Source organism: Paraburkholderia sp. TE9906, assembly GCF_056279605.1.
On record NZ_JBWCCT010000026.1, the window covers coordinates 1 to 24,846 of the forward strand.

Here is a 24,846-nt window from a genome sequence, read left to right on the forward strand (position 1 = left end):
GCACCGCTTCGTTCTGCGTCGCTGCATCAGCAGCAGAGAAACGAGATTATGGAGAACGGTCGCCAGGTCGTCAAGCCCCTTCTGTGAATTTTCTTTGAAGGCACACGCGGCACAACGCCAGAGCATGCGCGCCCTATATATAGATAGAGCCAGAGCGCCATAGATAGAGCCAGAGCGCCGGAACTGATCCCGTCGCAGGAGGCCAAAGGGTTCCTATATATGCAGAAAGCAACGTGCAACCTCAAAGCAGAAGTCGTCGCGTCGCTCAAAGGACGCCGCTGCGCGCGCTCCCGGCAAACTACAAGCGCCCCTGCAACAACTTGCACGATTAATTGGTGTGCCCCCATGAGCGCGAACGCGCAAGCTCGTATATAATGCGAGCCGCGCGAATTTCGCATATTTCTATCGGCCCGCTTCAAGCGGGCTCATCTTTTTTGCTCCCCAAGAGCACACCCAAACAACCGCGTTGAGTCACTCAGGTGATGTTGAGCCATGCTCGAAACGCCTGACGGTCGCGTCTTGCGTCTCATAGCGAAGCCTCTAGAGGAGAATACGTGAACCCTTTTGATCGCGAAGATTCGCAACACGAAAACGCCGGCTACAGCGGCAAAGCCCCCTCCGGTCGCACGGCCAAGGGCAAGGGCGCCGGCAAAGCGATCCCCGTTGCGGCCGAATTGCTCCCGCAACAAGCCGAAGAACGTCAGCGCCAAATGCGTGCGCTGATCCAGCTGGGCAAGGAGCAAGGCTACCTGACCCACGCGCAGATCAACGACCATCTGCCCGACAACTTCGCGCAAACCGCGGCAATCGACAGCATCGTCAGCGCGTTTGGCGACATGGGCGTGCAGGTCTACGAGCAGGCCCCCGACGCGGAAACGCTGCTGCTCAACTCGAACGCCCCCGCCGTGGTGTCGGACGATCAGGCGGACGAAGAAACTGAAGTCGCGTTGTCCACCGTCGACTCCGAATTCGGCCGTACGACCGACCCGGTGCGCATGTATATGCGCGAAATGGGCGCAACCGAACTGCTGACGCGCGCTGGTGAAATCGCCATTGCGAAGCGCATCGAAGACGGCCTCCATGAAATGGTGCAAGCCATTGCCGCCTGCCCGCTCGCGATCTCCGCGATTCTGGCGAGCGCCCAGCAGGTCGCCGACGGCGAACTGCGCATCGACGAGCTGGTCGACGGTCTGAATGAAGACACGGTCGCGGCGGAAGAGGAAGCGAGCGCCGACACGGCAGCCGACGTCGACACGAACGCCGACGAAGACGACGACAGCGATAGCGATGACGACGTCGGCCCGGCCGACTCGTCGGCGGCGGACGAAGCGCGCCTGAAGCAGCTCACGAGCGACTGCCTCGAAATCTTCGCGCAGGTCGGCATGCTGTCTGACCAGATGAACGCGTCGCACACGCGTGGCGATGTCACCTCCAAAGCCTATCTGCGCGCACGTGAAGAGATCCAGCAGCACCTCGCGAAGATCCGCTTCACCGCACGCACGATTGACCGCCTGTGCGGCGACGTCCAGCACCAGGTTGCGCAGGTGCGCGCGATCGAGCGCAACATTCTGCAAATCGTCGTCACGAAGAGCGGCATGCCGCGCGAGAAGTTCATCGAGTCGTTTGGCGGCCACGAAGCCGACCTCAGCTGGACGGAACGCGCAGCGCGCGGCAATACGTCGTACGGCGCGGCGCTCGAGCGCCATCTGCCGGCGATTCAGTCCGAACAGCAGAAGCTGATCGAGATCGAAGCCACCGTTTCGCTGCCGCTGAAGCATCTGAAAGAGGTCAACCGCAAGATGGTTGCGGCCGAATCGAAGATGCGCAAGGCCAAGAGCGAGATGATCGAGGCGAATCTGCGTCTCGTGATCTCGATCGCGAAGAAGTACGTGAACCGCGGCATGCTGTTCCTCGATCTGATCCAGGAAGGCAACATCGGCCTGATGAAGGCCGTGGACAAGTTCGAATACCGTCGCGGCTGGAAGTTTTCGACATATGCAACGTGGTGGGTCCGCCAGGCCGTGACGCGTTCGCTCGCCGACCAGGCCCGCACGATTCGCGTGCCGGTGCACATGATCGAAACGATCAACAAGCTCAACCGCATTTCGCGCGAGATCCTGCAGCAGACGGGTATGGAAGCCCATCCGTCGGTGCTCGCGGAACGCATGGAGCTGTCGGAAGAGAAGGTGCGCGGCATTCTGAAGATCGCCAAGCAGCCGGTATCGATGGAAACGCCGGTCGGCGACGACGGCGACGCCACGCTCGGCGACATGATCGAAGACTCGGCGGCTTCGTCGCCGGCCGATGCGGCGATGCAAGCCGACTTGCGCGCCGCCATCGACGACGCGCTCGACTCGCTGTCGCCGCGCGAAGCAAAGGTGCTGCGCATGCGCTACGGCATCAACACGAAGTCGGACCATACGCTCGAAGAAGTCGGCAAGCAGTTCGACGTGACGCGCGAGCGGATTCGTCAGATTGAAAGCAAGGCCATGCGCAAGCTGATGCATCCGAGCCGCGCCGATCGACTGAAGTCGTTCCTCGACCGCTAAATTAGCGATCGCGCTTGCCGTGCGGCCTGCACGGCAAGCGCCCCCTCCTCAAACAAGCAGCGAGACGATCCCGCCCACGGTGATGCCCGCTGCCAGCCAACGTCCAGCCGTGTAGAACGCATTGCTGTCGTCGTGAGGCTGGTCCGGCCGTTCAAGACCGAGCGTGCCGTATGCAAACGACTGCACCGCCGAGGCGCCCGCCGCCGGCGCGCTGTCTGTTCTCGTGAAATCGACTCCCCCCTCTTCCTGCCCTGTATTTCCGTCCCGATCCGCCGCTGCTGCGCCTTCGGCAGAGATATGGACAGCGTCATCCTGTGCGGATGTCGTCGATGCCGCGGATGTCGTAGACGTCGCGATCTGCGCGGAGGCGGCGTCGTTCGCCGCGGGCAGACTATTCGCCGCCGCGCGATCCGCTCCCTGTCGGGTCGACGACAATGCGCTGTCGATTTGCATGGCTATCTCCGTTCGTTACACTCAAGACATGTGCTGCGCCATCGCGCCACCGCAAGTCAAACCCGCTGTGTGATGGCGTCGCGCATGACGGGTCGGGGGTTCGACGCACCGCCGGTCACAAGATCTATCGACGCCGACTGGCCGCAACTTGAGCATCCGTAAGGGGCGGTAAGCGCAAGCCGGCTTTCGCCGCGGCGTATGACGTGACGGTGTGCCTGAAAACAACGCGCGCCGCCAACCGGGTCATCCAAACCACCCGAAGCAGCACACACAACCCGCGCGTCACTTTCACTTTCACCCGCCAGACGCGTGCGCAGTGGCCAATTGCGCGCCTCGGCGTCACCCGGCCGCATCACACGCACCTGCTTCACAGCTCGAGCCAGCGAGTCAAAGTCAATCCCGACTCTGCGCCGCTTTCCACCGAGTCCACATTCCCGGCTGGGCATGGTCGTTGCGCGTCGCTGTTCATGCTTTTTCACGAGGAGCACGTCATGACTACGCTCGATCCCCAAGGGCCGGCAGCCACCTGCGAGCAAGGCGCGAACGTCGTCGGAGCAGGTATGGGCGACGGTCCCGGACCGGATGTAATGGCCGCATCCACACTCGACGGCAACAAGGTAATGTCATCCGATGGCGAACATGTCGGCAAGATCTCCGCCATCATGCTCGACGTGCGCGGCGGACGGATCGCGTATGCGGTGCTGTCCAGCGGGGGCTTTCTCGGCATGGGCGACTCGCTGCACGCCATTCCGTGGAGCGCCCTCACGCTCGACACGGACGACAAATGCTTCCTGCTCGACGCATCCGCCGAGCGAATCAGGACTGCGCCGAGCTTTGACAAGGACAACTGGCCATCGATGGCCGATATGCAATGGGGCAGGTCCGTGCACGCGCACTACAACCGGTCGCCCTATTGGTCGGCAACGCGGGATGTGGTGGAAGAGCGGGAATCGGACTCGAATTTCTGAGGACGACCTGGCATGTGTGCGACTGCCGCTGAGCAAGATTTGTTATCCACAGAAATTGGGCACAAGCCTGTGGACAACATGCTCATGACTCACCCAACTCATTGAGCTCATTGGTTTTCATGCGCGCGCTCCCAATGAGTCGCAGGCTTCGCGCATAGTGCGCGAGCCGCCGCCCGTTGCTGAGCCGTCGACGCGCTTTCGTAAGGGGCGAGTCGCGATTGCGCGTCTCCTGCTCAGTGGTGCACGACGGCCCAGCAGAAATTCGAGCGCCTTGCCTGCGCTGCACGCCCGCTTGCCCGTCGACACGAAAAACGCGGGAGGGAGTTATCCCCAGCGCTCATCGCTCTGACGCCAATACCGCTCTATCCTGCCTCGACGAAACGTTCGAGCGCGAGCTTCATCCGCTGCACACCCGTTTCGATATCCACCACGCCCGGCGCGGCGAATGACAGACGCAATGCCGCCACATCGACATTGTCTTTATAGAACGCGACGCCCGGCACGAACATCACATTCTGCTCGATACAGACACGCAGATAGTCGGCCGCATTCCCTCCCGCCTTCAATCGCGCCCATACGAACATACCGCCGTCCGGGCGATGAAACGCGATGTGCTGCGCCAATTGCGCATCGAGCGCATCGCACAGCGCGCGGCACTTCACCGCATACGCGTCGACGATGAGCGGCAAATGGCGCTCCAGCGCACCGCTCGCGAGATACTCTGCGGCAATCGCCTGGGTCCACGACGAACTGCATAGATCGACGGTCTGCTTGGCGACCACACAGCGACGCAGAATCTCCGCATGCGCGACCATCCAGCCGACCCGCAAACCCGGCGCGACGATCTTCGACAGACTCGAAAAATGCACCACCCAGTCGCGCGACCCCGGCACCTGCTCGCTCAACGCGAGCAGCGACGGCAATGCCGCGCCGCTGAAGCGCAAGTCGCCGTACGGGTCGTCCTCGACGATCAGAATGCGATGACGCGCCGCCAGCTTCAACAACGCCATGCGCCGCTCGAGCGACAAGGTCGCACCGGTCGGATTGGCAAACGTCGGCACCGTGTACAGCAGCTTCGGTGCAGCGCGCAGCGTGCCGGCTTCGAGCAGGGCGGCGAGCGCATCGACGTCGAGCCCGTGCTGATCGACGGGCACCGTCACGACGTCCGCCTGTTGCAGCTTCAGCGCCTGCAAGGTCGCCGGGTAGGCGGGCTGTTCGACCAGCACCACGTCGCCGGGAGCGACCATCACGCGCAGCAGCAGATCGAAGCCCTGCTGCGAACCGGTCGTCACGAGCAGGTCCTGCGGCGCGCATGGCGTGCCGCGGCGCGCCATCAGCTGAGCAAGCTGTTCCTTGAGGACCGCGAGGCCATCGGTCGGACCGTATTGCAGGCACAGCGTGGGCTGTTGCGACGCGCGCACGGTGGCGGCGTCGAGCCCTCCACGATCGAACAGATCGCTGGCCGGATAACCGCCCGCGAACGAGATCATGCCGGGCTGCGCGAGATACTTGAACAGCTCGCGAATTGGCGAGCCGGTCGGTGCTTCGAATGCGGGATTGAACGTGAACATGGTGACGGGCCGCTCTGGGTCGAGTTCTCTGTCGAGGGGAAGATCGGCGTCGATTGTGGCCATCGTCCGGGTGCGCGGCAAACGATATCTACGCACTACGTATTGCATTTTCCGCATCAACCGGGCGCGCGGCTACACCACGTTCTTCTCCACGATCGGCCGGTTGTCGAGCACGCGCGCGAAGCTCAGCGAGCCGAGGTCGAGCGTCGTGTAGCGGCCGTGCAGGATCAGTTCGCTGATGCCGCGTCCCGTCGCCGGACCTTGCTGCAAGCCGTGTCCGCTGAAACCGTTGGCGAAAATGCAGTTGTCGACGTCGGGGTGATAACCGATGATGGCGTTCTGATCGAGCACGTTGTATTCGTAGTAGCCGGACCAGCAGTTCTGCACGCGCAGCGCTTCGAACTGCGGCACGCGATGCGCGAGCGTCGGCCAGATCACGTCGTCGAATAGCGCGTGATCGACTTCGTCGAGCGGCAGGTCGTCGGGATCGCGATCCGCGGCGGGTGACGTGCCGCAAATGTACGCGTTGCCTTCAGGCCGGAAGTACACGCCGCTCGGATCGATCAGCAACGGACAGCGTTCGAGCCGCGCCGGCGAACTCACGTTGAAAATACTGCGGCGCCGCGCGTAGACCGGCAGGTCGATGCCGACCATCTGCGCGACCCGGCGCGACCAGGCGCCGGCGGCATTCACGACCGCGTCGCACGCATAGGTCTCGCCGTTCGCGGTCTGCACGTGCGTAACGCGTTTGCCGTCGCGCTGCACGGCGGTGACGTCCGCGGCGACGTAGCGCGCGCCGAGCGCCTGGGCCTTCTTGCGCAACGCCTGCACGAGACCGTAGCCGTCGAACCAGCCCTCGCCGCTTTCGCCGTATGCACCGGCGACGAGATCATCGGTATTGAGCCAGGGAAAGCGCGCTTGTAGTGTGGTCTTGTCGAGCAGACTGATATCCGCGCCGAGACTTTTTTGCAGCGCGTGATTCTCGCGCAGCGTGGACTCGCCCGCGGACGTCGCGAGAAACAGGTAGCCGCCTTCGTGCAGATCGACCGACGGACGCGTGCCGTCGACTTCGAGCCGCTCGCCGATCGAGCGCAAGAACTCGATGCCGAACAGCGACATCTGGATGGAAAGCGGCGTGGAGAATTGCTGACGGATCGACGCCGCCGACAGTGCCGACGACGAGCGCGCATAAGTCGGATCGCGCTCGATCACCGTGACGCTGACTGTCGGATCGGACAGCCGCAAGAAATACGCAATCGAGCTGCCGATCACCCCACCGCCGACGATCACGACTTTGGAACTCACGTCTTACTCCACGAGTAGCGTGGCCGCTCTGAAAACGCCGGGCGGCGCAAACGGATTGCTGAAGAGATGTGATGCGCGCGACGGCGATGGCCGCCGCGCATAAACGCGTTGCCGGCGCGCTCAGCCGATATTGAAGTCGATCCCCTGCGCGAGCGGCAATGCCGACGAGTAGTTGACCGTATTGGTCGCGCGGCGCATGTAAGCCTTCCATGCGTCCGAGCCCGACTCGCGACCACCGCCGGTTTCCTTCTCGCCACCGAATGCCCCGCCGATTTCCGCGCCGCTCGGCCCGATGTTGACGTTGGCGATACCGCAGTCGCTGCCCGAATCGGACAGGAAACGTTCCGCTTCGCGCAGGTCGGTCGTGAACACGCACGACGACAGACCGTGAACCGCTGCGTTGTTCGCTTCGACTGCGTCGGCGAAATCCGTATAGCGCAACACGTAGAGAATCGGCGCGAAGGTTTCCTTCAGCACGACCGGGGTTTGCGACGGCATTTCGACAATCGCCGGGCGCACGTAGTAACCGCCTTCATAACCCTTCACCTCGACACGCTCGCCGCCGAACACCTTGCCGCCTTCGGCCGCGGCCTGCTGCAACGCCTCCTGCATGCGCGCGTAGGACTGCTTGTCGATCAGCGGCCCCATCAGCGTGCCTTTTTCGAGCGGATTGCCGATCGGCACCTTGCTGTACAGCTGCTTCAGACGTTCGATGGTCTTGTCATACACGCTCTCATGCACGAACAGACGCCGCAGCGACGTGCAGCGCTGCCCCGCCGTGCCCACCGCCGAGAACAGGATGCCGCGCATCGCGAGTTCATGGTCGGCGGTTTGTGCGACGATGCCCGCGTTGTTGCCGCCGAGTTCGAGCAGCGAGCGGCCGAAGCGCTTCGCCACTTCCACGCCGACCGTGCGGCCCATTTCCGTGCTGCCCGTCGCGCTGACGATCGATGCGCGCGGATCCGCCACCAGCTTCGCGCCAACATCGCGCCCGCCGTTGATCAGCGCGGTCAGGCCGGCCGGCGCGTCGCCGAATTCCTGCAGCGCCTCGTTGAGGATCTGGTTGACGGCGAGCGCGGTGAGCGGCGTCTTTTCCGACGGCTTCCAGATCACCGCGTTGCCGCAGACCAGCGCGAGTGCCGCGTTCCACGACCACACCGCCGCCGGGAAATTGAACGCCGAGATCACGACGCAGGTGCCCATGGGGTGCCACGTCTCCGCCATCCGGTGGCCGGGACGCTCCGAGGCGATCGTCAGACCGTACAACTGGCGCGAGAGGCCGACCGCGAAATCGCAGATGTCGATCATTTCCTGCACTTCGCCCATGCCTTCCTGCAGGATCTTGCCGGTTTCGAGCGTGATGATGCTGCCCAGCGCCTGCTTCTTCTCGCGCAGACGGTTACCGAGCAGCCGCACCAGTTCGCCGCGGCGCGGCGCCGGCACGTTGCGCCAGGCGGTGTACGCGTCTTTCGCGCGGGCGAGGGCCGTGTCGACTTCCGCCACCGTGTTGACGGCCACACGGCCGATGAGCTCGCCCGTGATCGGCGAATGAACCGCGAGGTCGCCGGCTTGCGCCGCGTGCGCGATGCCGAGATCGGCGAGGATAGTGGAAGCGTCCATGAAAACCCCTATGATTTCCGATGCGAAACAAGAGTAAGTTCGGAAACTATACACGCGGGCTTTTATGGCTGCAAGAACATGTCGATGGCAGGGAAATGCTAGTTGACATGGCGTCAGATGTTTCCATAAGGAAACTTTGATGGTCCGCGCCGGTGTCGAAGCCGGCCGGAATCACACCGCCGCCATCAGCCTGTCGACGAGCACCCGCGCGAACGGCGGCAAGTCCTTGAGGCTGCGCACGCAGATCTTGAGCTTGCGTTCGGCCCAAGGATCGTTCAAGCCGACGATCGCGATCTGCATCGTCTTCCTGTGCCGCAGCGCGACCGACTCCGGCACGACGCCGATGCCCACGCCCGCTTCGATCATCCGGCACGCGGCTTCGAAGTTGCCGACCTGGATGCGCAGCTTCAGACGTGCGCCGAGCGCATCGGCGGCGCTCGTGATGAACGCATGGATCGCGCTCGACGTGGGCAGGCTCACGAAGTTGGCGCCGAGCACCTGCGAGAAATCGACCGACGCCTGCTTCGCCAGCGGGTGATCGCATGATGTGACGAGAACCAGGCGATCGTCGCGATACGGCAGCATCTCCAGATGTTCCGCATGCACGTTGCCCGCAACGATGCCGATATCGGTCGCGCTATCCGCCACGCCTTTGACGATTTCGCCGCTCAGCACTTCGCGCAGATCGATGTTGACGTCCGGATGATCGCGCAGAAAATGGCTCAGCACGGCGGGCATGAACTCGCTGATCGCGGTCGTGTTGGCCCAGATGCGCACGTGGCCCTTGATGCCTTCGCCGTACTCCTGCATGTCGCCCGCCAGATGCTCGACACGTTCGAGCACGAGCCGCGCATGATGCACGAACGCTTCGCCTGCGGGCGTCAGCGTCACGCCCTGGCTGGTTCGATACAGCAGCTTGACACCGAGTTGTTCCTCGAGATTCTTGACCCGGTTGCTGGCAGCCGGCGCCGACAGATGCGAGCGCTCCGCCGCGCGCGCGAGGTTCTGCGTGTCGGCGATATTCAGGAGCAGACGCAAATCCACGAAATCGAAATGCATGATGAAAGCCGGTGATGAAGCGCCGATGGGCGCTCGCAAGACAAACAGCAATCTTAACCGGGCACGAAGCACACGTTCGAAAAAACCGAATTCCCTGCGCTGGCGGTCTCTGTCAGAGTGAAGCGGTTCGCGCTTGCTGTCGATGCAGGCGTTTTATCTGGGGAGAGCGTGTTGAAGATTCTGGTGCCGGTCAAACGAGTGGTCGATTACAACGTGAAGGTTCGGGTCAAGTCGGACGGCACGGGCGTCGACATCGCGAACGTGAAGATGTCGATGAATCCGTTCGATGAAATCGCGGTGGAAGAAGCGGTGCGTCTGAAGGAAGCTGGTGTGGCGACCGAAGTGATCGCTGTGTCGGCCGGTGTTGCGCAGGCGCAAGAGACGCTGCGCACGGCGCTGGCGATCGGCGCGGATCGCGCGATCCTGATCGAGTCGACCGAAGAACTGCAGCCGCTGGCGGTTGCCAAGCTGCTGAAGGCGCTGGTGGACAAGGAGCAGCCTTCGTTGATCATTCTCGGCAAGCAGGCCATCGACGATGATTCGAACCAGACCGGCCAGATGCTCGCCGCGCTGGCTAATCTGCCGCAAGCGACGTTTGCATCGAAGGTTGTCGTGGCTGACGGCAAGGCAACCGTGTCGCGCGAAGTGGACGGCGGCGCCGAAACGCTGTCGCTGACGCTGCCGGCCGTGGTCACCACCGACCTGCGCCTGAACGAGCCGCGCTATGTGACGCTGCCGAACATCATGAAGGCGAAGAAGAAGCCGCTCGAAACGATCAAGCCCGCAGACCTGGGTGTGGACGTCACGCCGCGCCTGAAGACGCTGAAAGTCGCCGAACCGCCGAAGCGCTCCGCTGGTGTGAAGGTGCCGGACGTGAAGACGCTGGTCGAGAAGCTGAAGACCGAAGCCAAGGTGCTTTAAGTAGAACCCGGAGACGGACGAAATGACGAATCTTGTTAATCTTGTAATAGCAGAACACGACAACGCGTCGATCAAGGCAGCGACGCTGAACACGATTGCAGCGGCGCAGAAGATTGGCGGTGACGTTCACGTGCTGGTCGCGGGTCACAACGCACAAGCTGCTGCCGATGCGGCTGCGAAGATCGCGGGTGTGTCGAAGGTGCTCCTGGCCGACGCGCCGCAACTCGAAGCGGGTCTCGCGGAAAACGTCGAAGCGACCGTGATGAACATCGCGAAGGACTACACGCATATCCTGGCGCCGGCGACCGCTTACGGCAAGAACATCGCGCCGCGTATCGCCGCGAAACTCGACGTCGCGCAGATCAGCGACATCACGGCCGTGGATAGTGCCGACACGTTCGAGCGTCCGATCTATGCGGGCAACGCGATCGCAACGGTGCAATCGGCTGATCCGATCAAGGTCATCACGGTGCGCTCGACCGGCTTCGATCCGGTGGCAGCAGAAGGCGGCAGCGCGAGCGTGGAAAAGATCGAAGCGGCAGCAGACGCGGGCGTTACCCAGTTCGTGAGCCGTGAAGTGACGAAACTGGACCGTCCGGAACTGACGTCGGCGAAGATCATCGTGTCGGGTGGCCGTGGTCTGGGCAATGGCGAGAACTACACCAAGGTGCTCGAGCCGCTGGCCGACAAGCTGAACGCAGCGCTGGGCGCATCGCGCGCAGCCGTCGATGCGGGCTTCGTGCCGAACGACTATCAGGTCGGCCAGACCGGCAAGATCGTTGCGCCGCAACTGTACGTGGCCGTCGGCATCTCGGGTGCGATCCAGCATCTGGCCGGCATGAAAGACTCGAAGGTGATCGTCGCGATCAACAAGGACCCGGAAGCGCCGATTTTCAGCGTCGCCGATTATGGTCTCGTGGGCGATCTTTTCAGCGTCGTGCCGGAAATGGCGGGTGAAGTCGCCTGATGCAAGCTACAGGCGCGCCGTGTTCGACGTCGCGCCTGGTCGATAGAATGTTTTGGCTTACGCCCTTCCCACTTCGAAAGCCCATGTGCCGGATGCTGCGATTACCGGTAACGGTTGAATCGCTTACCTCGCGTAGCCATGCATCGTACTCACTTCGCGACGTCGGTCCGCCGCACTCTCCACCGCGCAAGCGCGCACTCCGCCACACACACCCCATTGACGCCGTCGCGCAACTCAACAACAGCACGCCCTCGCGACACCAACCAGGTCTCACGTACTCAAGCCATGACCGTCAGGCACATCCCTTGCTCGCTCAATCGACTCGACCGGACAAGACAAGTACGACCGTCTGGCTCGCATTCCCTGTCGTCGAGAGAGCGCCACGCGCTCACGACGACCGCACGCAAACCCGATTTTTTCCAGGCATAAGCATCATGAGTCGCGTTTTACTCGTGGACGATCAACCCGAAGCATTGTCCGCGTTACGTGCCGTGCTGGTCGGCCGTGGCTATACAGTGGCCACGGCGGCGGACGGTGTCGAAGCATTCGAACGTTTGCAACGCACGCGCGTGAGCGCCGTCGTGTGTGACTGGCGCATGCCCAACATGGATGGCGCCGAACTGATCGAATCGATGCAGGCCACGAGTGGACTCGCGTCGGTCCCTGTCATCCTGACGAGCGGCAGCGGCGAAGCGCCCTCGTTGCCCATGAAGGGCTTTCTTCGCAAGCCGTTCGCGCTGGATAAACTGCTGTCGCTGCTCGCCGAATGCGAGAACGGCGCGACAACCCAAGGCGTTTGCTGAACATTTGGCCTTGCCGCTCGCGCACGACAACGGGGCAAGCATTCGGCCCAACGGGCAAGCGTGCGCGATAGCAAGGCATGGCTTTGCGCTGCGCTTGCGTCAAATCGCGTCCCTGTCTGTGTATTTCGCCCCGGTGGAACACGGTTGCAATTGACGGCCCGAGTCGCCAGACCGTCTTCAGACATTCGCGCATTCCCCCGGCACCGCTACGCCGACTTCTCCATCAACTCCCCACGCGGCGTCAAATCGGCATCGGGCGAGATATCCTCCAGCGTCTGCTGACTGGTCTCGATCCGCAGCGCCAGAATCGCGACGCTGAGCAGAAGCAGCACGCCGCCGACCATCGTCAGCACACCCGTCACGCCGAATCGCGTGTAGAGCAGCAGCGCCACATAAGGCGTGGACATCGACGCCGCGCGTCCGCACGTACCCGCGACACCGGTTCCGCGCAACCGATGCGCGGTCGGGAACAACTCCGGGATATAGCCGAACAGTCCAAGCGTGCAGACCGTATAGATCGCCGTCACCAACGCGAAGCCCACGACCGAGATCGCCGCCGGCGAGCGCATCTGCACGTACACGAAGCCGAGCAGAATCGTCACGAGCGAGAACAGCACGATGCCATTGCGACGCCCGAGCCGGTCGGTCACGAGATAACCGACCACCGCGCCGGCCGGCGCACCGAACGACATCAGCAGCACGAAGCCGAGCGACTGCACGATCGTCAACCCTTCCTTCACGAAGAACGTCGGCAGCCACGCGACGAACCCATACAGCGACATGTTGATCGCCATGCAGGTCAACGCCGCCACCAGCGTGCGGCCGATCATCCCGCGCGCGAACAGCGCCGAGAACGGCGCGGCCGGCACCTCGTGGCTGACCACGCGTGCGACCGGCGGCAACTTGCCGACGCGCGCTTCGACTTGCCGCTCGATCGCCGACACCGTGGCCTCGGCTTCGTCGAGCCGCCCCACCGTTTCGAGCCAGCGCGGCGACTCCGGCATCCGATGCCGCAGAAACCACACGATCAGCGCCCCGAGCCCCGCAATCGCGAACATGTAACGCCAGCCGAGATGCGGAATCACCCAGTAGCCGATCGCGGTCGCGCCGAGCAAACCGGAGTTGATGATCAGCGCGAGCAGCGCGGTCCAGCGTCCGCGTGTGGCGGGCGGCACGAATTCGCACAGCGTGCCCGCCGCCACCACGAGTTCGGCGCCCAGCCCCACACCCATGATGAAGCGCAGCAGGATCAGCCAGTAGATGTTCGGGGCAAAGCACGCGGCAAGCGACGCGACACCGAAGATCGCCAGATTCGCCTGATACGAATAGCGCCTGCCGAAGCGGTCGCCGAGATAGCCGGACAGACCCGCGCCGATCATCATGCCCATGAAGGTCGCGGAGATGAAAAACGAGCCGAGCCGCAAATCGGTGAAGCCGCTCTTGACCATCGCCGCGAGCGCGCCGTTGGCCAGATAGATATCGAATGCGTCGAGGAAAGCGCCTGCGCCGATCAGGCCAAGAATGTTCCAGTGGAAACGGGTGATGGGCAGGCGGTCGAGCCGCGCCCCGGAATTGACTGTGACGGTTGCCAAACTTAGTCTCCTGAGAGGCCGCACGCGGTTGAGCCGCTTGCGCAAAACAGTTCCGCGTGGCCGCCTTTTTGCATGCAACGGCTCTGACGCGGGGTCCTGGGCGACACGGTTCGATGTCGCCGTGTCGTGTAGTGCTAAGAGTGCGACAGCCGGCGTGGTGAGGGAATTGGCATTATTGGAAGCCGATGTTTTGTTGCGGTTAAGGGTACGAGACGGTTCCGGCCCGGTGCGGGGCGGCATCCGACGGGACAGCGCAGTTTGGGTCGATCGGCCCGGCTCCGTTCCGCATGGCCCGCCCTGCGCGCAGCAAAGCAAAACGGCGCGGTGCATCTTCATGCACCGCGCCGTTTCACGCACGCGATCAGACGTCCAACGAATTCACACGCCGCGTGCGCGCGGCTTATCGACCCGCCACGATCCTGCGAGCCTTCAGAATCACCGGCATGTCGACCATCCTGCCGTCCACCGCCACCGCCGCGCCGCTGCTGGTCTCCACCGCCGCCAGCACGCGCCGCGCCCACGCCTGCTCGGCCTCGCTCCACGCATAGGCGCGATGCACCGCGTCGATCTGTTTCGGATGAATGCACAGCTTGCCGCCGAAACCGAAGCGCCGGCCGCGCCGCGCGTCGGCTTCGATAGCATCGGCGTCGGTGATGGTGGTCGACACGCCATCCACCGGCGCGCCGATTCCCGCGAGCCGTGATGCCAGCACGATCTGCGAACGGAACACATGCAACTCCTCGGCATCGCCGTCGATGCCGAGGTCGATCTGGAAATCGAGCGTGCCGAACACGATGCGCTGCACGCGCGGCGCGGCGCACAACACCGCCAGATTCGCAAAGCCTCGGGCGGTCTCGACGATCGGCAACACGCGCAACCCCGGATGCGCGTGCGCGAGCACCGCGTCGACCTGCTCGCGCGCCTCGGCCTTCGGCAGCACGATGCCGGCGACGCCGGTCTGGCTTGCGAGCGCGGCAACGTCGTCGTCGAACCACACGGTATCCGAGCCGTTGACGCGCACCCACGCGGGCCGTGATGCACCGTCCGATACAGCGGCCAGCACGGCCGCGCGCGCCATGGATTTTTCATCGGGCTGCACGGCATCTTCGAGATCGAGGATCACCGCGTCCGCGCCAGCCGCGTGCGCTTTCTCGAAACGCTCGGGCCGGTTGCCCGGCACGAACAGATACGAACGGGGCAGCGTGGCGTTCATGCGAGCACCGTCGCGTGCGATGTCGCTTCGAACACCGAGCCGACCTCAGTCTGCTCCGCGATATGCCATGCGTTGCCGAGCAAACGCGCCGCTTCGCCTTCGGTGGCCGCGCCCGCGAATGCCGCCAGCCGATGCAGCTTGGTCGCGATTTCATCGCGCGACAGCGTGTTGCCCGGATCGCCCTTCGGTTCGTCGACGCGGCCGTTGAGGACACGGCCATCGGTGGTCGTCACCGTGACCTTGCCGATCCAGCGCGCGGGGTAGGCTGCATCGACCTCGGCATCGAAGGCCATCGTGACGTTGTCGCGGAACGCGGCGATCGTATCCGCGTCGAAGCCGTGTTCGAATTCGGTGACGCCCGCATAGCCGTGATGCGCGACGAGCCCGAGCACGGTGCCCATGTTGAACTTCGCCTGATGCACCGTGCGCGGCGTGACGACCGCGCCGAGCACGTCGATCGCGCCCTGATGCACGTGCGCAACCACCTTCGCTATATCGCGTGGTGCGAGACGGTGGTCCTGCACGACGGCGAGCAGTGCGTCCGCGGCGGGATGCGTATGACGGCACGCCGCGTGATACTTGAACGAGGTTTCCTCGGTGGCCCAGCGGCTGCCCAGCCGGTCGACGAGGCGCGCCGGATCGGCGTCGCTCGACATGCCCGCCGCCATGCCCTTCGCGCCTTCGAGAATATGCGTCGCGCCCTTGAAGCCGTCGGCGGCGAGTTGCGCGGCCATCAGCCCGTTGGCGGCGGCCATCGCCGTGTGCAGTTGCTTCGAGTCGGCGGCGTCGCGCAGAAACTCCCACAGCCCGCTAGCTTGCGTCCCGGCCGACCCGAACGCGTCGAGCATCTGCGTCGGCGACAACCCGAGCAGCCGTCCGGCCGTGGCCGCCGCCGCGATCGTGCCGACCGTGCCTGTGGTGTGAAATACCTTGTAGTGCGAGCGGCCCAGAAATTCGCCGATGCGGATACCGACTTCATAACCCGCGACCGCCGCCGCGATGAAATCGCGCCCCGATGCCTGCGTGGCTTGAGCCAACGCGAGCGCCACCGGAAACACCACCGTTGCCGGATGAAACACCGAGCCGTTGTGCACGTCGTCCTGTTCGGCGAAGTGCGATGCCGCGCCGTTGATCATCGCCGCGAAATAGGGCGTGGTGCGGCTGCGGTCGATCAACACTTCGCACGGGCCGTGCTGCGTCGCGCCCGCTGCCTGGCGTGCGAAGCGCGCAATCGTTTCAACAGGTCGCGCGCCTTTACCGGCCAAGGCCGAGCCGAGCCAGTCGACGTACAGGTTGACGGTGCGCTCGACCACCGCGTGCGGAATGCTGTCGAAGTCGAGCTGCGCGGCGAAGGTGGCAAGCGTGAGACTGGGATGATCGTTCATGAGCGTGCGGGAGTCGGGTTCGTTCAGGGTTTGTTCGGATTGCCGGCATGGCGTCGTCCACACGCCGGCGCGAAAAGGCGCTTCAGATCGTGCCGGCCGCACGCAGCGCATCGATGCGCGTGCTGTCATAGCCGAGTTCGCGCAGAATCGATTCGGTATGCTCACCGAGTGCGGGCACCGGGTCCATGCGCGGTGCGAAATCGGCAGGCAGACCCGGCGGCAACAGCGCGGGCACCGCGCCCGCCGCCGTGCCGACTTCCCGCCAGCGCTCGCGCGCCTTCAATTGCGGATGCGCCCACACGTCGCCCAGCGTGTTCATCTGCGCATTAGCGATGCCGGCCTGATCGAGCCGCTCGATCACCTGCGCGGCGCTCAGCTTCGCAAAGGCCGCGACGATCACCTCGCGCAACGCGTCGCGCGCGGACGTGCGTTTCGAGTTCGACGCGAAGCGCTCGTCGGTGGCGAGTTCCGGTTGTTCGAGTACGCGCTCGCAAAACAGCTTCCATTCACGCTCGTTTTGCAGGCCGAGCATTACGGTCTTGCCGTCGCCGGCGGGGAATGGTCCGTATGGATAGATCGTTGCGTGCGCCGCGCCCGACAGCGCGGGCGGCGATTGACCGTCGATCGCGTAGTAGAGCGGATAGCCCATCCACTCGACCATGCTTTCCAGCATCGACACGTCGATGCGGCAGCCGCGCCCCGTGCGGCCGCGCAACAGCAATGCGCTGAGGATGTTCGAATACGCGTACATGCCGGCGGCGATGTCCGCGATCGAGCAGCCTGCCTTGGCGGGCGCGCCAGGTGAGCCGGTGATCGACAGAAAGCCGGATTCACTCTGGATCAGCAGGTCGTACGCCTTCTTGTCGCGATAAGGACCATCGGCGCCATAACCGGAGATATCGCAAACGATCAGCTTAGGGTACTTCGCGCTCAACGCGTCGTAGCCGAGACCGAGCCGCTCCGCCGCGCCCGGTGCGAGGTTCTGCACCAGGACGTCGGCATCGGCGACCAGCGCGCCGAGAATCTCCGCTGCTTCGGGCTGCTTCAGATCGAGCGCGAGACTCTCCTTCGAGCGATTGGTCCAGACGAAATGCGACGACAGTCCATGCACGCGCTCGTCGTAGCCGCGCGCGAAATCGCCGACGCCGGGGCGCTCGATCTTGATCACCCGTGCGCCGAGATCGGCGAGTTGACGCGTGCAGAACGGCGCAGCGATTGCATGTTCGAGCGTGACGACCTTGATACCGTCGAGTGGTCTCATGTCTATGTCTGCCTTCTGCCTGAATGTCAGAACGAACGCGGCAGCCCGAGAATATGCTCGGCCACGTACGAGAGAATCAGATTGGTCGAAATCGGCGCGACCTGGTATAGACGCGTTTCGCGGAACTTGCGCTCGACGTCGTATTCGCACGCGAAGCCGAAACCGCCGTGAAATTGCAGGCAGGCGTTGGCGGCTTCCCACGACGCGTCGGCCGCGAGCAGCTTCGCCATGTTCGCCTGCGCGCCGCACGGTTGGTGCGCATCGAAACGACGCGCCGCTTCGAAGCGCATCAAACTCGCCGCTTCGACGTTGATGAACGAACGCGCGATCGGGAATTGCACGCCCTGGTTCTGGCCGATCGGACGGCCGAACACGACGCGCTCTTTCGCGTACCCGGTCACCTTGTCGACGAACCAGTAGCCGTCGCCAATGCATTCCGCGGCGATCAGCGTGCGCTCCGCGTTCAAGCCGTCGAGGATGTATTTGAAGCCCTGCCCTTCCTCGCCGATCAGATTCTCCGCGGGGATTTCGAGGTTATCGAAAAACAGCTCGTTGGTCTCGTGATTGACCATGTTCAGGATCGGCTGCACGGTCAAGCCGTGGCCGATCGCTTCGCGCAGATCGACGATAAAGATCGACATGCCTTCCGACTTCTTCTTCACGTCGGACAGCGGCGTGGTACGCGCGAGCAGAATCATCAGGTCGGAGTGCTGCACGCGCGAGATCCATACCTTCTGCCCGTTGATCACATAACGGTCGCCGCGCCGCTCGGCGGTGGTCTTGATCTTCGTGGTGTCGGTGCCGGTGGTCGGCTCGGTCACGCCCATCGATTGCAAACGCAAGTCGCCGCATGCGATTTTCGGCAGATACTTGCGCTTCTGCTCTTCCGAGCCGTGACGCAGCAGCGTGCCCATGTTGTACATCTGGCCGTGGCACGCGCCCGAGTTGCCGCCTGCGCGATTGATCTCTTCCATGATGACCGACGCTTCCGTGAGCCCGAGCCCCGAGCCGCCGAAATCCTGCGGAATCAGCGCGGCCAGCCAGCCGGCCTTGGTGAGCGCATCGACAAACTCTTCCGGATAGCCGCGCGCTTCGTCGATCTTGCGGAAGTACTCGCCGGAAAACTGCTGACACAGATCGCGCACTGCTTCTCGAATGTCCTGAAACGAATCCTGTTGCGTGGTTTGCATAGTCGAATCTCTTGGAGTTCAGCCGATGTTCAAGCGAAGGTCAGGCAAGCGCGGCCGTCGCGCGCATGGTCAGATAGCCTTCGTGGTCTTTGGCCCATAGCTCGATGGTTTTGCCGTCGGCCGAGGGCTGGCCGCACACGGTGAAAGGCTGGCCGGCGAACGTGGGGCGCAGCGCCCTGAACGCGAAGCTTTGCAGCGTGGCGTTCGGCTGTTCGCGGCGCACGAGATCGACCAGCAGCGTCGCGATCAACGGGCCGTGAACGACGAGGCCCGGATAGCCTTCGACCTGCGTGACGTACGGGTAGTCGTAGTGAATGCGATGCCCATTGAAGGTCAGCGCCGAATAGCGGAACAGCAGCACCGCGTCGGTGTCAATCGTGCGGCGCCACGTTTCGCCTTGCGGCGCGAGTTGCGGTGTTTGCGGCCGCGCGCCTTCCTGCGGCGCGTCACGATAGACGATGTCGTGCTCTTCCTCGATCTTCAGCTCGCCGCCCGCTTCGATAGAGTGCTGCACCGTGACGAACACGAGGCGACCCGAACGGCCGGTCTTGTCCTCGATATTGGCGATGGTCGAGGTGCGCGTGGCGCGCTCGCCCACTTTGAGCGAGGCATGAAAGGTCAGCCGGCCGCCGGCCCACATGCGGCGCGGCAGGGGCACCGGCGGCAGGAAGCCGCCGCGCTTCGGATGACCGTCGGCGCCGACTTCGGACATCGGCGCGACCGGCAGAAAGTACAGCCAGTGCCACAACGGCGGCACCGTTGCGCCGTTTTCTTCGCGATCGAGCGTGGCGGCCAGCGCCGTCAGCGGAAAGGCGGTGATGTCGTCTTCGGTCACCGCCTCCTTGTTGAGCCAGTCGTCGAGTTTCTCTGAGGCCGCGGACATGGGCGAAGTCTCCGGATACGCTTGGTTAGCTTGGTAGAGCCCTACTATGAACGACGCGGTGCGTTCCGCGAAGTTTGCATTTTCGAATCGGGCCTTTGGTTTTGCTTAAGGCGTGCGGCGAGCGCGGCCGTTGGTTTGCCCGCTGGCCGTTGACGATCAGCCTTCGCGCAGATGCGCCGACGCTTCGTCTTCGATGCGTTGCCAGATTTCGATCGCCATCGGCTTCTCGCCTTCCTCCATGATATGACCGACGAGGCCGATCGCGCGCGCCATCACGCCGAAGCCGCGCACGATGCGCCACGGGAAACCGAACTCGCAGCAGATCGCGCCGATCGCGCCGGTTGCGTTGATCGGCAGCGACTTGCCCGACAGGCGCTCGGCCTCAGCGCCGATCAGTTGCATCAGCCTCACGTACTTGCCGGACATGCCGTTTTCCGCGGCGAGCTCGAACAGACGCGGCGTTCGCGGATCGATCGGCTTATGCAGCGGATGACCCAAACCCGGCACGCTCGCGCCGCGTGCGCGATAGGCGGCGACGGTATCGCGTGCGATCTGTTCGAGGTCCACAATCGCGGCGCCACTTTGCGCATCTTGCTGCGCGTCGTGCTGAGCAGCCGGCAGCGCCTCCGACAACATCCGGCACGCGCCCTCCATACTGCCGACGAATACCGACCCCAGCCCGCACAATCCCGCCGCCACGGCGGCCTGCAACGATTCGGGCGCGCCCGCGTAGGTCATGCGCGCGGCAATCGCGCTCGGCGTCATGCCATGCTCGACCAGCGTGATCAGGATCGCGTTGAACATCGCGGACTGCTCGCGCGTTGCGGTCTTGCCGGTCAGTTGCAGAAAAGCGAAGTCGCCGAGATTCATGTGGCCGAGCACTTCGTTGGGCAAATCCTTGCCGCGCACGACGATGCGATCCGGCGTGCTGTAGGCGATATTCGAATGAATCAGCGGCTTGGGCGTTCTGGACATGATGATTGTGAATCCTGTGAGCGGTTATCGATTCAAAAAACGGATTCGACGTGAGGCGGCAGGCGTGCGCATGCAAATGCAAATGCAAATGCAGCCAGTGCGAAGCTTCACTGCAACTCCGCGCGCCCGTTGTTGAGCACGAGCACGTCGCGCTCCAGCACGCGCGAGCGGAAATTCACCACGCCGTCGTCGAGCCAGAGCTCAGTGCGGATCGTTTCGCCAGGATAAACCGGCGCCGTGAAACGCGCATACAGCGACGCCAGGTTCTCGGGACGGCCCGCGCAGGCCGTCTTGAGCACTGCATGCCCGGCCACGCCCCACGTCGCGAGACCGTGCAGGATCGGTCGCTCGAAACCCGCCGCGCGCGCGACGGCCGGGTCCGCGTGCAGCGGATTGTCGTCGCCGGAAAGACGATAGATCAACGCCGTCTCGGGACGAGTGGGCAAGTCGCAGATCGCATCCGGCACGCGCTCGGGCATCGGCGGCGGCCCCGGAAGCGGCTCGTCGGAAGGCTGGCCGTTCGCGCTGAAACCGCCGTCGCCCCGGCAGAAATTCAGCTGCTCGACGGCGGCGAGCAGCTCGCCGCTGGTCTTGTCGACGATGCTGCGCTCGATCAGCACCAACGCGCCCTTGCCCGGCCCCTTGTCGACGATGCGCGCGACCCGCGAGCGTCCGACGATGGTCGCCGCCGCCGGCAACGGCCGGTGAATCCGCAGCCGCTGCTCGCCGTGCAGCAGCTTCACCCAGTCGATGCCGGTGCCGGGATGGCGTGCCCAGAAGCCCGGATAGCCGAGCACGGCAGCGAAGGTCGGCGGCACCCGCAGCGCTTTCTCGTAGACGAACGGCAGGTCGTCGGGATCGAGCGGATCGTGGCCATAGCCGAGGCCGAGGCTATAGAGGATCGCGTCGCGTTGAGTATAGGTTTGCTCGATGTCTTCGAACGGCCAGTTGCGCAGCGTGTGATAGTCGATCGTCATGATGGGCTCAGGCGGCGGGCCACTGGAACAGCGGCGTCGTTTTGTCCTTGAAGCGCTGCACGGCTTCGCGATGGAATTCGGTCGAGAACGCGATGCCTTGCGCGGCCGATTCGAGCTCGAGCATCGCGCGCAAATCCGCGCCGAGCGACTGGTTCAACGCGCGCTTCGCGAGCCCGAACGCAACCGGCGACGCGCCCGCGAGACTGGCGGCGATTCGCATCGCCCGTGCGTGCAGCATGTCCTGCGCGACGATTTCGAATACCGCGCCGATGCGCTGCGCCTCTTCGGCCTGGATCTCACGCGCGGTGAACACCAGGTCTTTCGCCCGCGCCAGCCCGATCACGCGCGGCAGTGTGTAGAACGCACCGCAATCCGGCACGAGGCCGACTTTCATGAACGGCAGGCAAAAGCGCGCACGCGGCGTGGCGAGCACGAAGTCCGCCGCCAGCGCGAGACTGAAACCCGCGCCATACGCGACACCGTCGACGGCGGCGATCACCGGCCGGTCCAGATCGAGCAGCATGCCGACCCAGCCGTGCAGATCGTCGAGACGATTGCGGCCCTCCTCCGCGCTCGCTACATTCATGCCGCGCAAGTCGCCGCCCGCGCAGAAGTCTTCGCCCGCGCCGCACAGCACGACCGCGCGGATCGAACGGTCCTGGCGGATCGCGTAGACGGCCTCGCGCAGCGCAACGCGCATCGACATGTCCATCGCGTTCTTTTGCTGCGGACGGTTCAACGTCAGCGTTGCAATGCCGGCCTCGGCGTCGACGTCGTAGAGCAATGCAGTGTCGCTCATGCCGTGACCTCCGCGTGATCGAGACTGGCCAGCGCGAGGTCGAGCGCTTTCAACAGATGCGTTGCTTCGACACCGGCGAACTCCACATCGTCACGTTGCAGAAACGCGTTGATGTGGCGCTCGCACGCTTCGCGCGTGGCGGGCAAACCGGTGAAACCCTGTTCGAGCCAATCGACCGAGCGAATCGGCCGTGGATGCCAGTCACCGTTGACAATGGCCCGCATCACCAGACCGTCGCGCACCAGCAGGCTCAGCCAGATCAAACCCGCAGGCGCTTTTTCGCGGCCCCGGCCGATGCGGTCGCCCGCGCGCATCAGGGGACCATAACGCACGGCCTCGCTCTTTTCGTTAAACCAGGCGTCGCTCGTCAATTCGCTCGCGAACTGCCGCGCGAGCGCTTCTTCGTGTGGGACCAGCGTACCGCCGCACTGCAACGGCGCGCCATCGAACGCGCGGCGCATGCACGCGTCGACCCAGGCGATCAATTCCTCGTGCGTGATCGAACGGTCGAGTTCCTTTTCCAGAAACGTGTAGCGCGAGCCAAGATCCTTGTGCTTCTTGTCGCGCGTTTTCTCGGGCGCAAGCGGCATCGCCTGCGCCGCGATGTCCGTGTTGATCGCCTTGATGTTCAGCAAGATGCGGAACGTCAGCACGCCGCCCTCGATCTTCAACGACGTCGCGACCAGCTTGCGCCCATCGATTTCGACATCGTTCAAAGGACGATACGACGCCGACAGATCGAACACTTCGCGCAAGCTGTCCGCGACATGGCCGAGGATCGTCGGAAAGGCAATTGCCGCGGTGGGCGGCACGCCGCGCACGCTGGTCGGCAGATAGAGCGCGAGAAACGCCGAGCCCTTGCCCGCATAGATCGCACCGCCACTGGTCTCGCGCCGTCGCGTGAGTACGCCATGACTGCGGCAGAACGCGAGATCGAGCACCTGCTGCGGATCTTCGTTGACACCGATCGTGATGCTGTCCTCGTCGAAGATGTTCAGATAGACGGTCGGCGGCGCCAGTCCTTCGGCCACCGCGCGCTCCACGGCCGGCGAAATCGAAATCGAAAAGTCCGCATAGCTGTGATGGCCGACGATGAAACGCCAGGGCGTGCGGTTCGCTTCACTGCTCATGCTGTGCTCCTTTGATCGGTGACGAGATGCGTGCCGTCCAGCTTCGCAACCGCTTCGACGGCATCCGCGCTGATGAGGGTTTGCTGTTTGACGCGCACGGCGATTGCGTCGAGCGCGGCGCGCGTGGGCGTGCCTTCGATCTGCAGCTTCAGGTGGTCGCCGCCGCCCGGCTTGCGCGACACCACGAGCCGGTACGCGCCGCTCAGTCCGTCGACGCCGAGCAGCGCCGTGCGCAACTCGGACGGATAAACCTTGACGCCTTTGATCTTCAGCATGGAGTCGGCACGGCCGAACACCACGCGCGGCAACGACACCGTGCGTCCGAACAGCGGTTTGGCGGTGCTCAATACCGTGAGGTCGCCGGTGCGATAGCGCACGAGCGGTTGTAGTTCTTTCTTCAGGTGCGTGAGCACGAGTTCGCCGCGCTCGCCTTGAGCGACCGGCTTGCCGCTATCGGGATCGATTACTTCCGCGTACAGCAATTCGTCGAAGACATGCACACCGGTGCCGCCCGGAAAGGTCCGCGCAACCGGCAGGCATTCGGATAACGAAAAGCTGTCGATCAGCAGCGTGTTCGGCATCGCGTCACGCACGCGCCGATACAACGCCTCGTTTCCGGTGAACGCCTCGCCGCCCGCAAAAAACACGCGCGGCACCGGGCAACCCGCTTCGATCAGCTTGAGCGCATGCGACGGATTGCCGGCCAGCACCGTCACGCCGCAACGCCGCGCGATGTCGGCAGCGCGTTCGGTTTCGCCGGGACCGTGCGGAATGCACGCGACGCCGCGCGCTTCCATCTGGCTCTGATAGAACAGCCCCGCGACGAACAGGTGATAGCCGAACGTGACCATGCACACGTCACCGGGGCCGATGCCGCACGCGTCGAGATGCTGGCCGCAGGCGGCTTCGATCGCGCGCAGGTCGGCGGCGCTGTGCAGGATCGGCACCAACGCGGCGCCCATCGGCGTGAGATGCACGCGAACCGGTGGGACGTGCGGCGCAAACGCGCCATAGCCGGGGCGCCCCATTTCGGCGACCAGTGCCGCGCGCGACATCAACGGCACGCGCGCGGCGAACTCCTCGGTGCTCGTCACGCGAGACGGCAGGCGTCCCCCATAGAACGGGTGCTCGCGCAGCCGCTCGAGCTGCGCGTTCAATCGATCGAGCATGTCTCCTGCTCCTGTTCTTTTTTGATTGCGGGTTGTGATTGCGCGCTGTGCTTACG

At 64.0% G+C, this 24,846-nt stretch carries 21 protein-coding genes; 5 read left to right on the plus strand and 16 right to left on the minus strand.

Going from position 1 to position 24,846, the window contains the following annotated elements:
* The first annotated feature begins 554 nt into the window (after window positions 1-554).
* Window positions 555-2,549, plus strand: a complete 1,995-nt coding sequence (gene rpoD / locus ACZ9H4_RS35895; protein ID WP_408150832.1) for an RNA polymerase sigma factor RpoD — start codon at window positions 555-557, stop codon at window positions 2,547-2,549.
* 48 nt (window positions 2,550-2,597) lie between these two features.
* On the opposite strand, the gene ACZ9H4_RS35900 is transcribed toward rpoD, so the two are convergent.
* Complete coding sequence (locus ACZ9H4_RS35900) at window positions 2,598-3,002, minus strand: hypothetical protein (protein WP_476122925.1); 405 nt, start codon at window positions 3,000-3,002, stop codon at window positions 2,598-2,600.
* 491 nt (window positions 3,003-3,493) lie between these two features.
* Here ACZ9H4_RS35900 and ACZ9H4_RS35905 point away from each other — a divergent pair, with 491 nt between their 5' ends.
* Window positions 3,494-3,970 carry a PRC-barrel domain-containing protein gene (locus ACZ9H4_RS35905; protein ID WP_408158140.1) on the plus strand — a complete coding sequence of 159 codons (477 nt, stop codon included), beginning with the start codon at window positions 3,494-3,496 and terminating at the stop codon, window positions 3,968-3,970.
* A 362-nt stretch (window positions 3,971-4,332) separates the two neighbouring features.
* On the opposite strand, the gene ACZ9H4_RS35910 is transcribed toward ACZ9H4_RS35905, so the two are convergent.
* The 4 genes from ACZ9H4_RS35910 to ACZ9H4_RS35925 form a co-directional block, all read right to left on the minus strand.
* Entirely contained in the window at window positions 4,333-5,541 is a 1,209-nt protein-coding gene (locus tag ACZ9H4_RS35910; RefSeq protein ID WP_408150835.1) for an aminotransferase-like domain-containing protein, read from the minus strand.
* 132 nt (window positions 5,542-5,673) lie between these two features.
* Window positions 5,674-6,846: an NAD(P)/FAD-dependent oxidoreductase gene (locus ACZ9H4_RS35915; protein WP_408158136.1), complete on the minus strand. Its 1,173-nt coding sequence runs from the start codon at window positions 6,844-6,846 to the stop codon at window positions 5,674-5,676.
* A gap of 120 nt (window positions 6,847-6,966) precedes the next feature.
* A complete protein-coding gene (gene amaB / locus ACZ9H4_RS35920; protein WP_408150826.1) occupies window positions 6,967-8,466 on the minus strand; it encodes an L-piperidine-6-carboxylate dehydrogenase in 1,500 nt (499 codons plus the stop codon).
* A 171-nt stretch (window positions 8,467-8,637) separates the two neighbouring features.
* Complete coding sequence (locus tag ACZ9H4_RS35925) at window positions 8,638-9,525, minus strand: LysR family transcriptional regulator (protein WP_408150825.1); 888 nt, start codon at window positions 9,523-9,525, stop codon at window positions 8,638-8,640.
* Between the two features lie 171 nt (window positions 9,526-9,696).
* Between ACZ9H4_RS35925 and ACZ9H4_RS35930 the strand changes: the two genes are divergently transcribed.
* The 3 genes from ACZ9H4_RS35930 (at window position 9,697) to ACZ9H4_RS35940 (ending at window position 12,216) form a co-directional block, all read left to right on the plus strand.
* Complete coding sequence (locus tag ACZ9H4_RS35930) at window positions 9,697-10,446, plus strand: electron transfer flavoprotein subunit beta/FixA family protein (protein ID WP_476122968.1); 750 nt, start codon at window positions 9,697-9,699, stop codon at window positions 10,444-10,446.
* 22 nt (window positions 10,447-10,468) lie between these two features.
* Window positions 10,469-11,413, plus strand: a complete 945-nt coding sequence (locus tag ACZ9H4_RS35935; protein ID WP_476122928.1) for an electron transfer flavoprotein subunit alpha/FixB family protein — start codon at window positions 10,469-10,471, stop codon at window positions 11,411-11,413.
* Window positions 11,414-11,847: 434 nt separating this feature from the next.
* Entirely contained in the window at window positions 11,848-12,216 is a 369-nt protein-coding gene (locus tag ACZ9H4_RS35940) for a response regulator (protein ID WP_408150284.1), read from the plus strand.
* Between the two features lie 206 nt (window positions 12,217-12,422).
* Here ACZ9H4_RS35940 and ACZ9H4_RS35945 read toward each other — a convergent pair whose 3' ends face one another.
* From ACZ9H4_RS35945 to ACZ9H4_RS35995, 11 genes are all read right to left on the minus strand, one after another.
* On the minus strand, window positions 12,423-13,808 hold the full coding sequence (locus tag ACZ9H4_RS35945) for an MFS transporter (protein ID WP_408150282.1): 1,386 nt from the start codon (window positions 13,806-13,808) through the stop codon (window positions 12,423-12,425).
* Window positions 13,809-14,208: 400 nt separating this feature from the next.
* Entirely contained in the window at window positions 14,209-15,021 is an 813-nt protein-coding gene (locus tag ACZ9H4_RS35950) for an HpcH/HpaI aldolase/citrate lyase family protein (protein WP_408329162.1), read from the minus strand.
* Entirely contained in the window at window positions 15,018-16,406 is a 1,389-nt protein-coding gene (locus ACZ9H4_RS35955) for an MmgE/PrpD family protein (RefSeq protein WP_408150278.1), read from the minus strand. Before ACZ9H4_RS35955 ends, ACZ9H4_RS35950 begins: the two co-directional genes overlap by 4 nt.
* Window positions 16,407-16,488: 82 nt before the next feature.
* A complete protein-coding gene (locus tag ACZ9H4_RS35960) occupies window positions 16,489-17,667 on the minus strand; it encodes a CaiB/BaiF CoA transferase family protein (protein WP_408150276.1) in 1,179 nt (392 codons plus the stop codon).
* Window positions 17,668-17,693: 26 nt separating this feature from the next.
* Window positions 17,694-18,857, minus strand: coding sequence for an acyl-CoA dehydrogenase family protein (locus ACZ9H4_RS35965; protein ID WP_408150274.1), 1,164 nt, complete (start codon window positions 18,855-18,857; stop codon window positions 17,694-17,696).
* Window positions 18,858-18,897: 40 nt separating this feature from the next.
* Window positions 18,898-19,740 (minus strand): HTD2 family dehydratase, encoded by an 843-nt coding sequence (locus ACZ9H4_RS35970; RefSeq protein ID WP_476122932.1) that lies wholly within the window; start codon window positions 19,738-19,740, stop codon window positions 18,898-18,900.
* Between the two features lie 156 nt (window positions 19,741-19,896).
* A complete protein-coding gene (locus ACZ9H4_RS35975) occupies window positions 19,897-20,715 on the minus strand; it encodes a citryl-CoA lyase (protein WP_476122934.1) in 819 nt (272 codons plus the stop codon).
* A gap of 107 nt (window positions 20,716-20,822) precedes the next feature.
* Complete coding sequence (locus ACZ9H4_RS35980) at window positions 20,823-21,692, minus strand: MaoC/PaaZ C-terminal domain-containing protein (protein WP_476122936.1); 870 nt, start codon at window positions 21,690-21,692, stop codon at window positions 20,823-20,825.
* A gap of 7 nt (window positions 21,693-21,699) precedes the next feature.
* Window positions 21,700-22,491, minus strand: a complete 792-nt coding sequence (locus ACZ9H4_RS35985; RefSeq protein WP_476122938.1) for an enoyl-CoA hydratase/isomerase family protein — start codon at window positions 22,489-22,491, stop codon at window positions 21,700-21,702.
* Window positions 22,488-23,621 (minus strand): lipoate--protein ligase family protein, encoded by a 1,134-nt coding sequence (locus ACZ9H4_RS35990; RefSeq protein ID WP_476122940.1) that lies wholly within the window; start codon window positions 23,619-23,621, stop codon window positions 22,488-22,490. The genes ACZ9H4_RS35985 and ACZ9H4_RS35990 overlap by 4 nt, the downstream gene beginning before the upstream one ends.
* Window positions 23,618-24,790 (minus strand): phenylacetate--CoA ligase family protein, encoded by a 1,173-nt coding sequence (locus tag ACZ9H4_RS35995; RefSeq protein WP_476122942.1) that lies wholly within the window; start codon window positions 24,788-24,790, stop codon window positions 23,618-23,620. The genes ACZ9H4_RS35990 and ACZ9H4_RS35995 overlap by 4 nt, the downstream gene beginning before the upstream one ends.
* Window positions 24,791-24,846 lie beyond the last annotated feature (56 nt).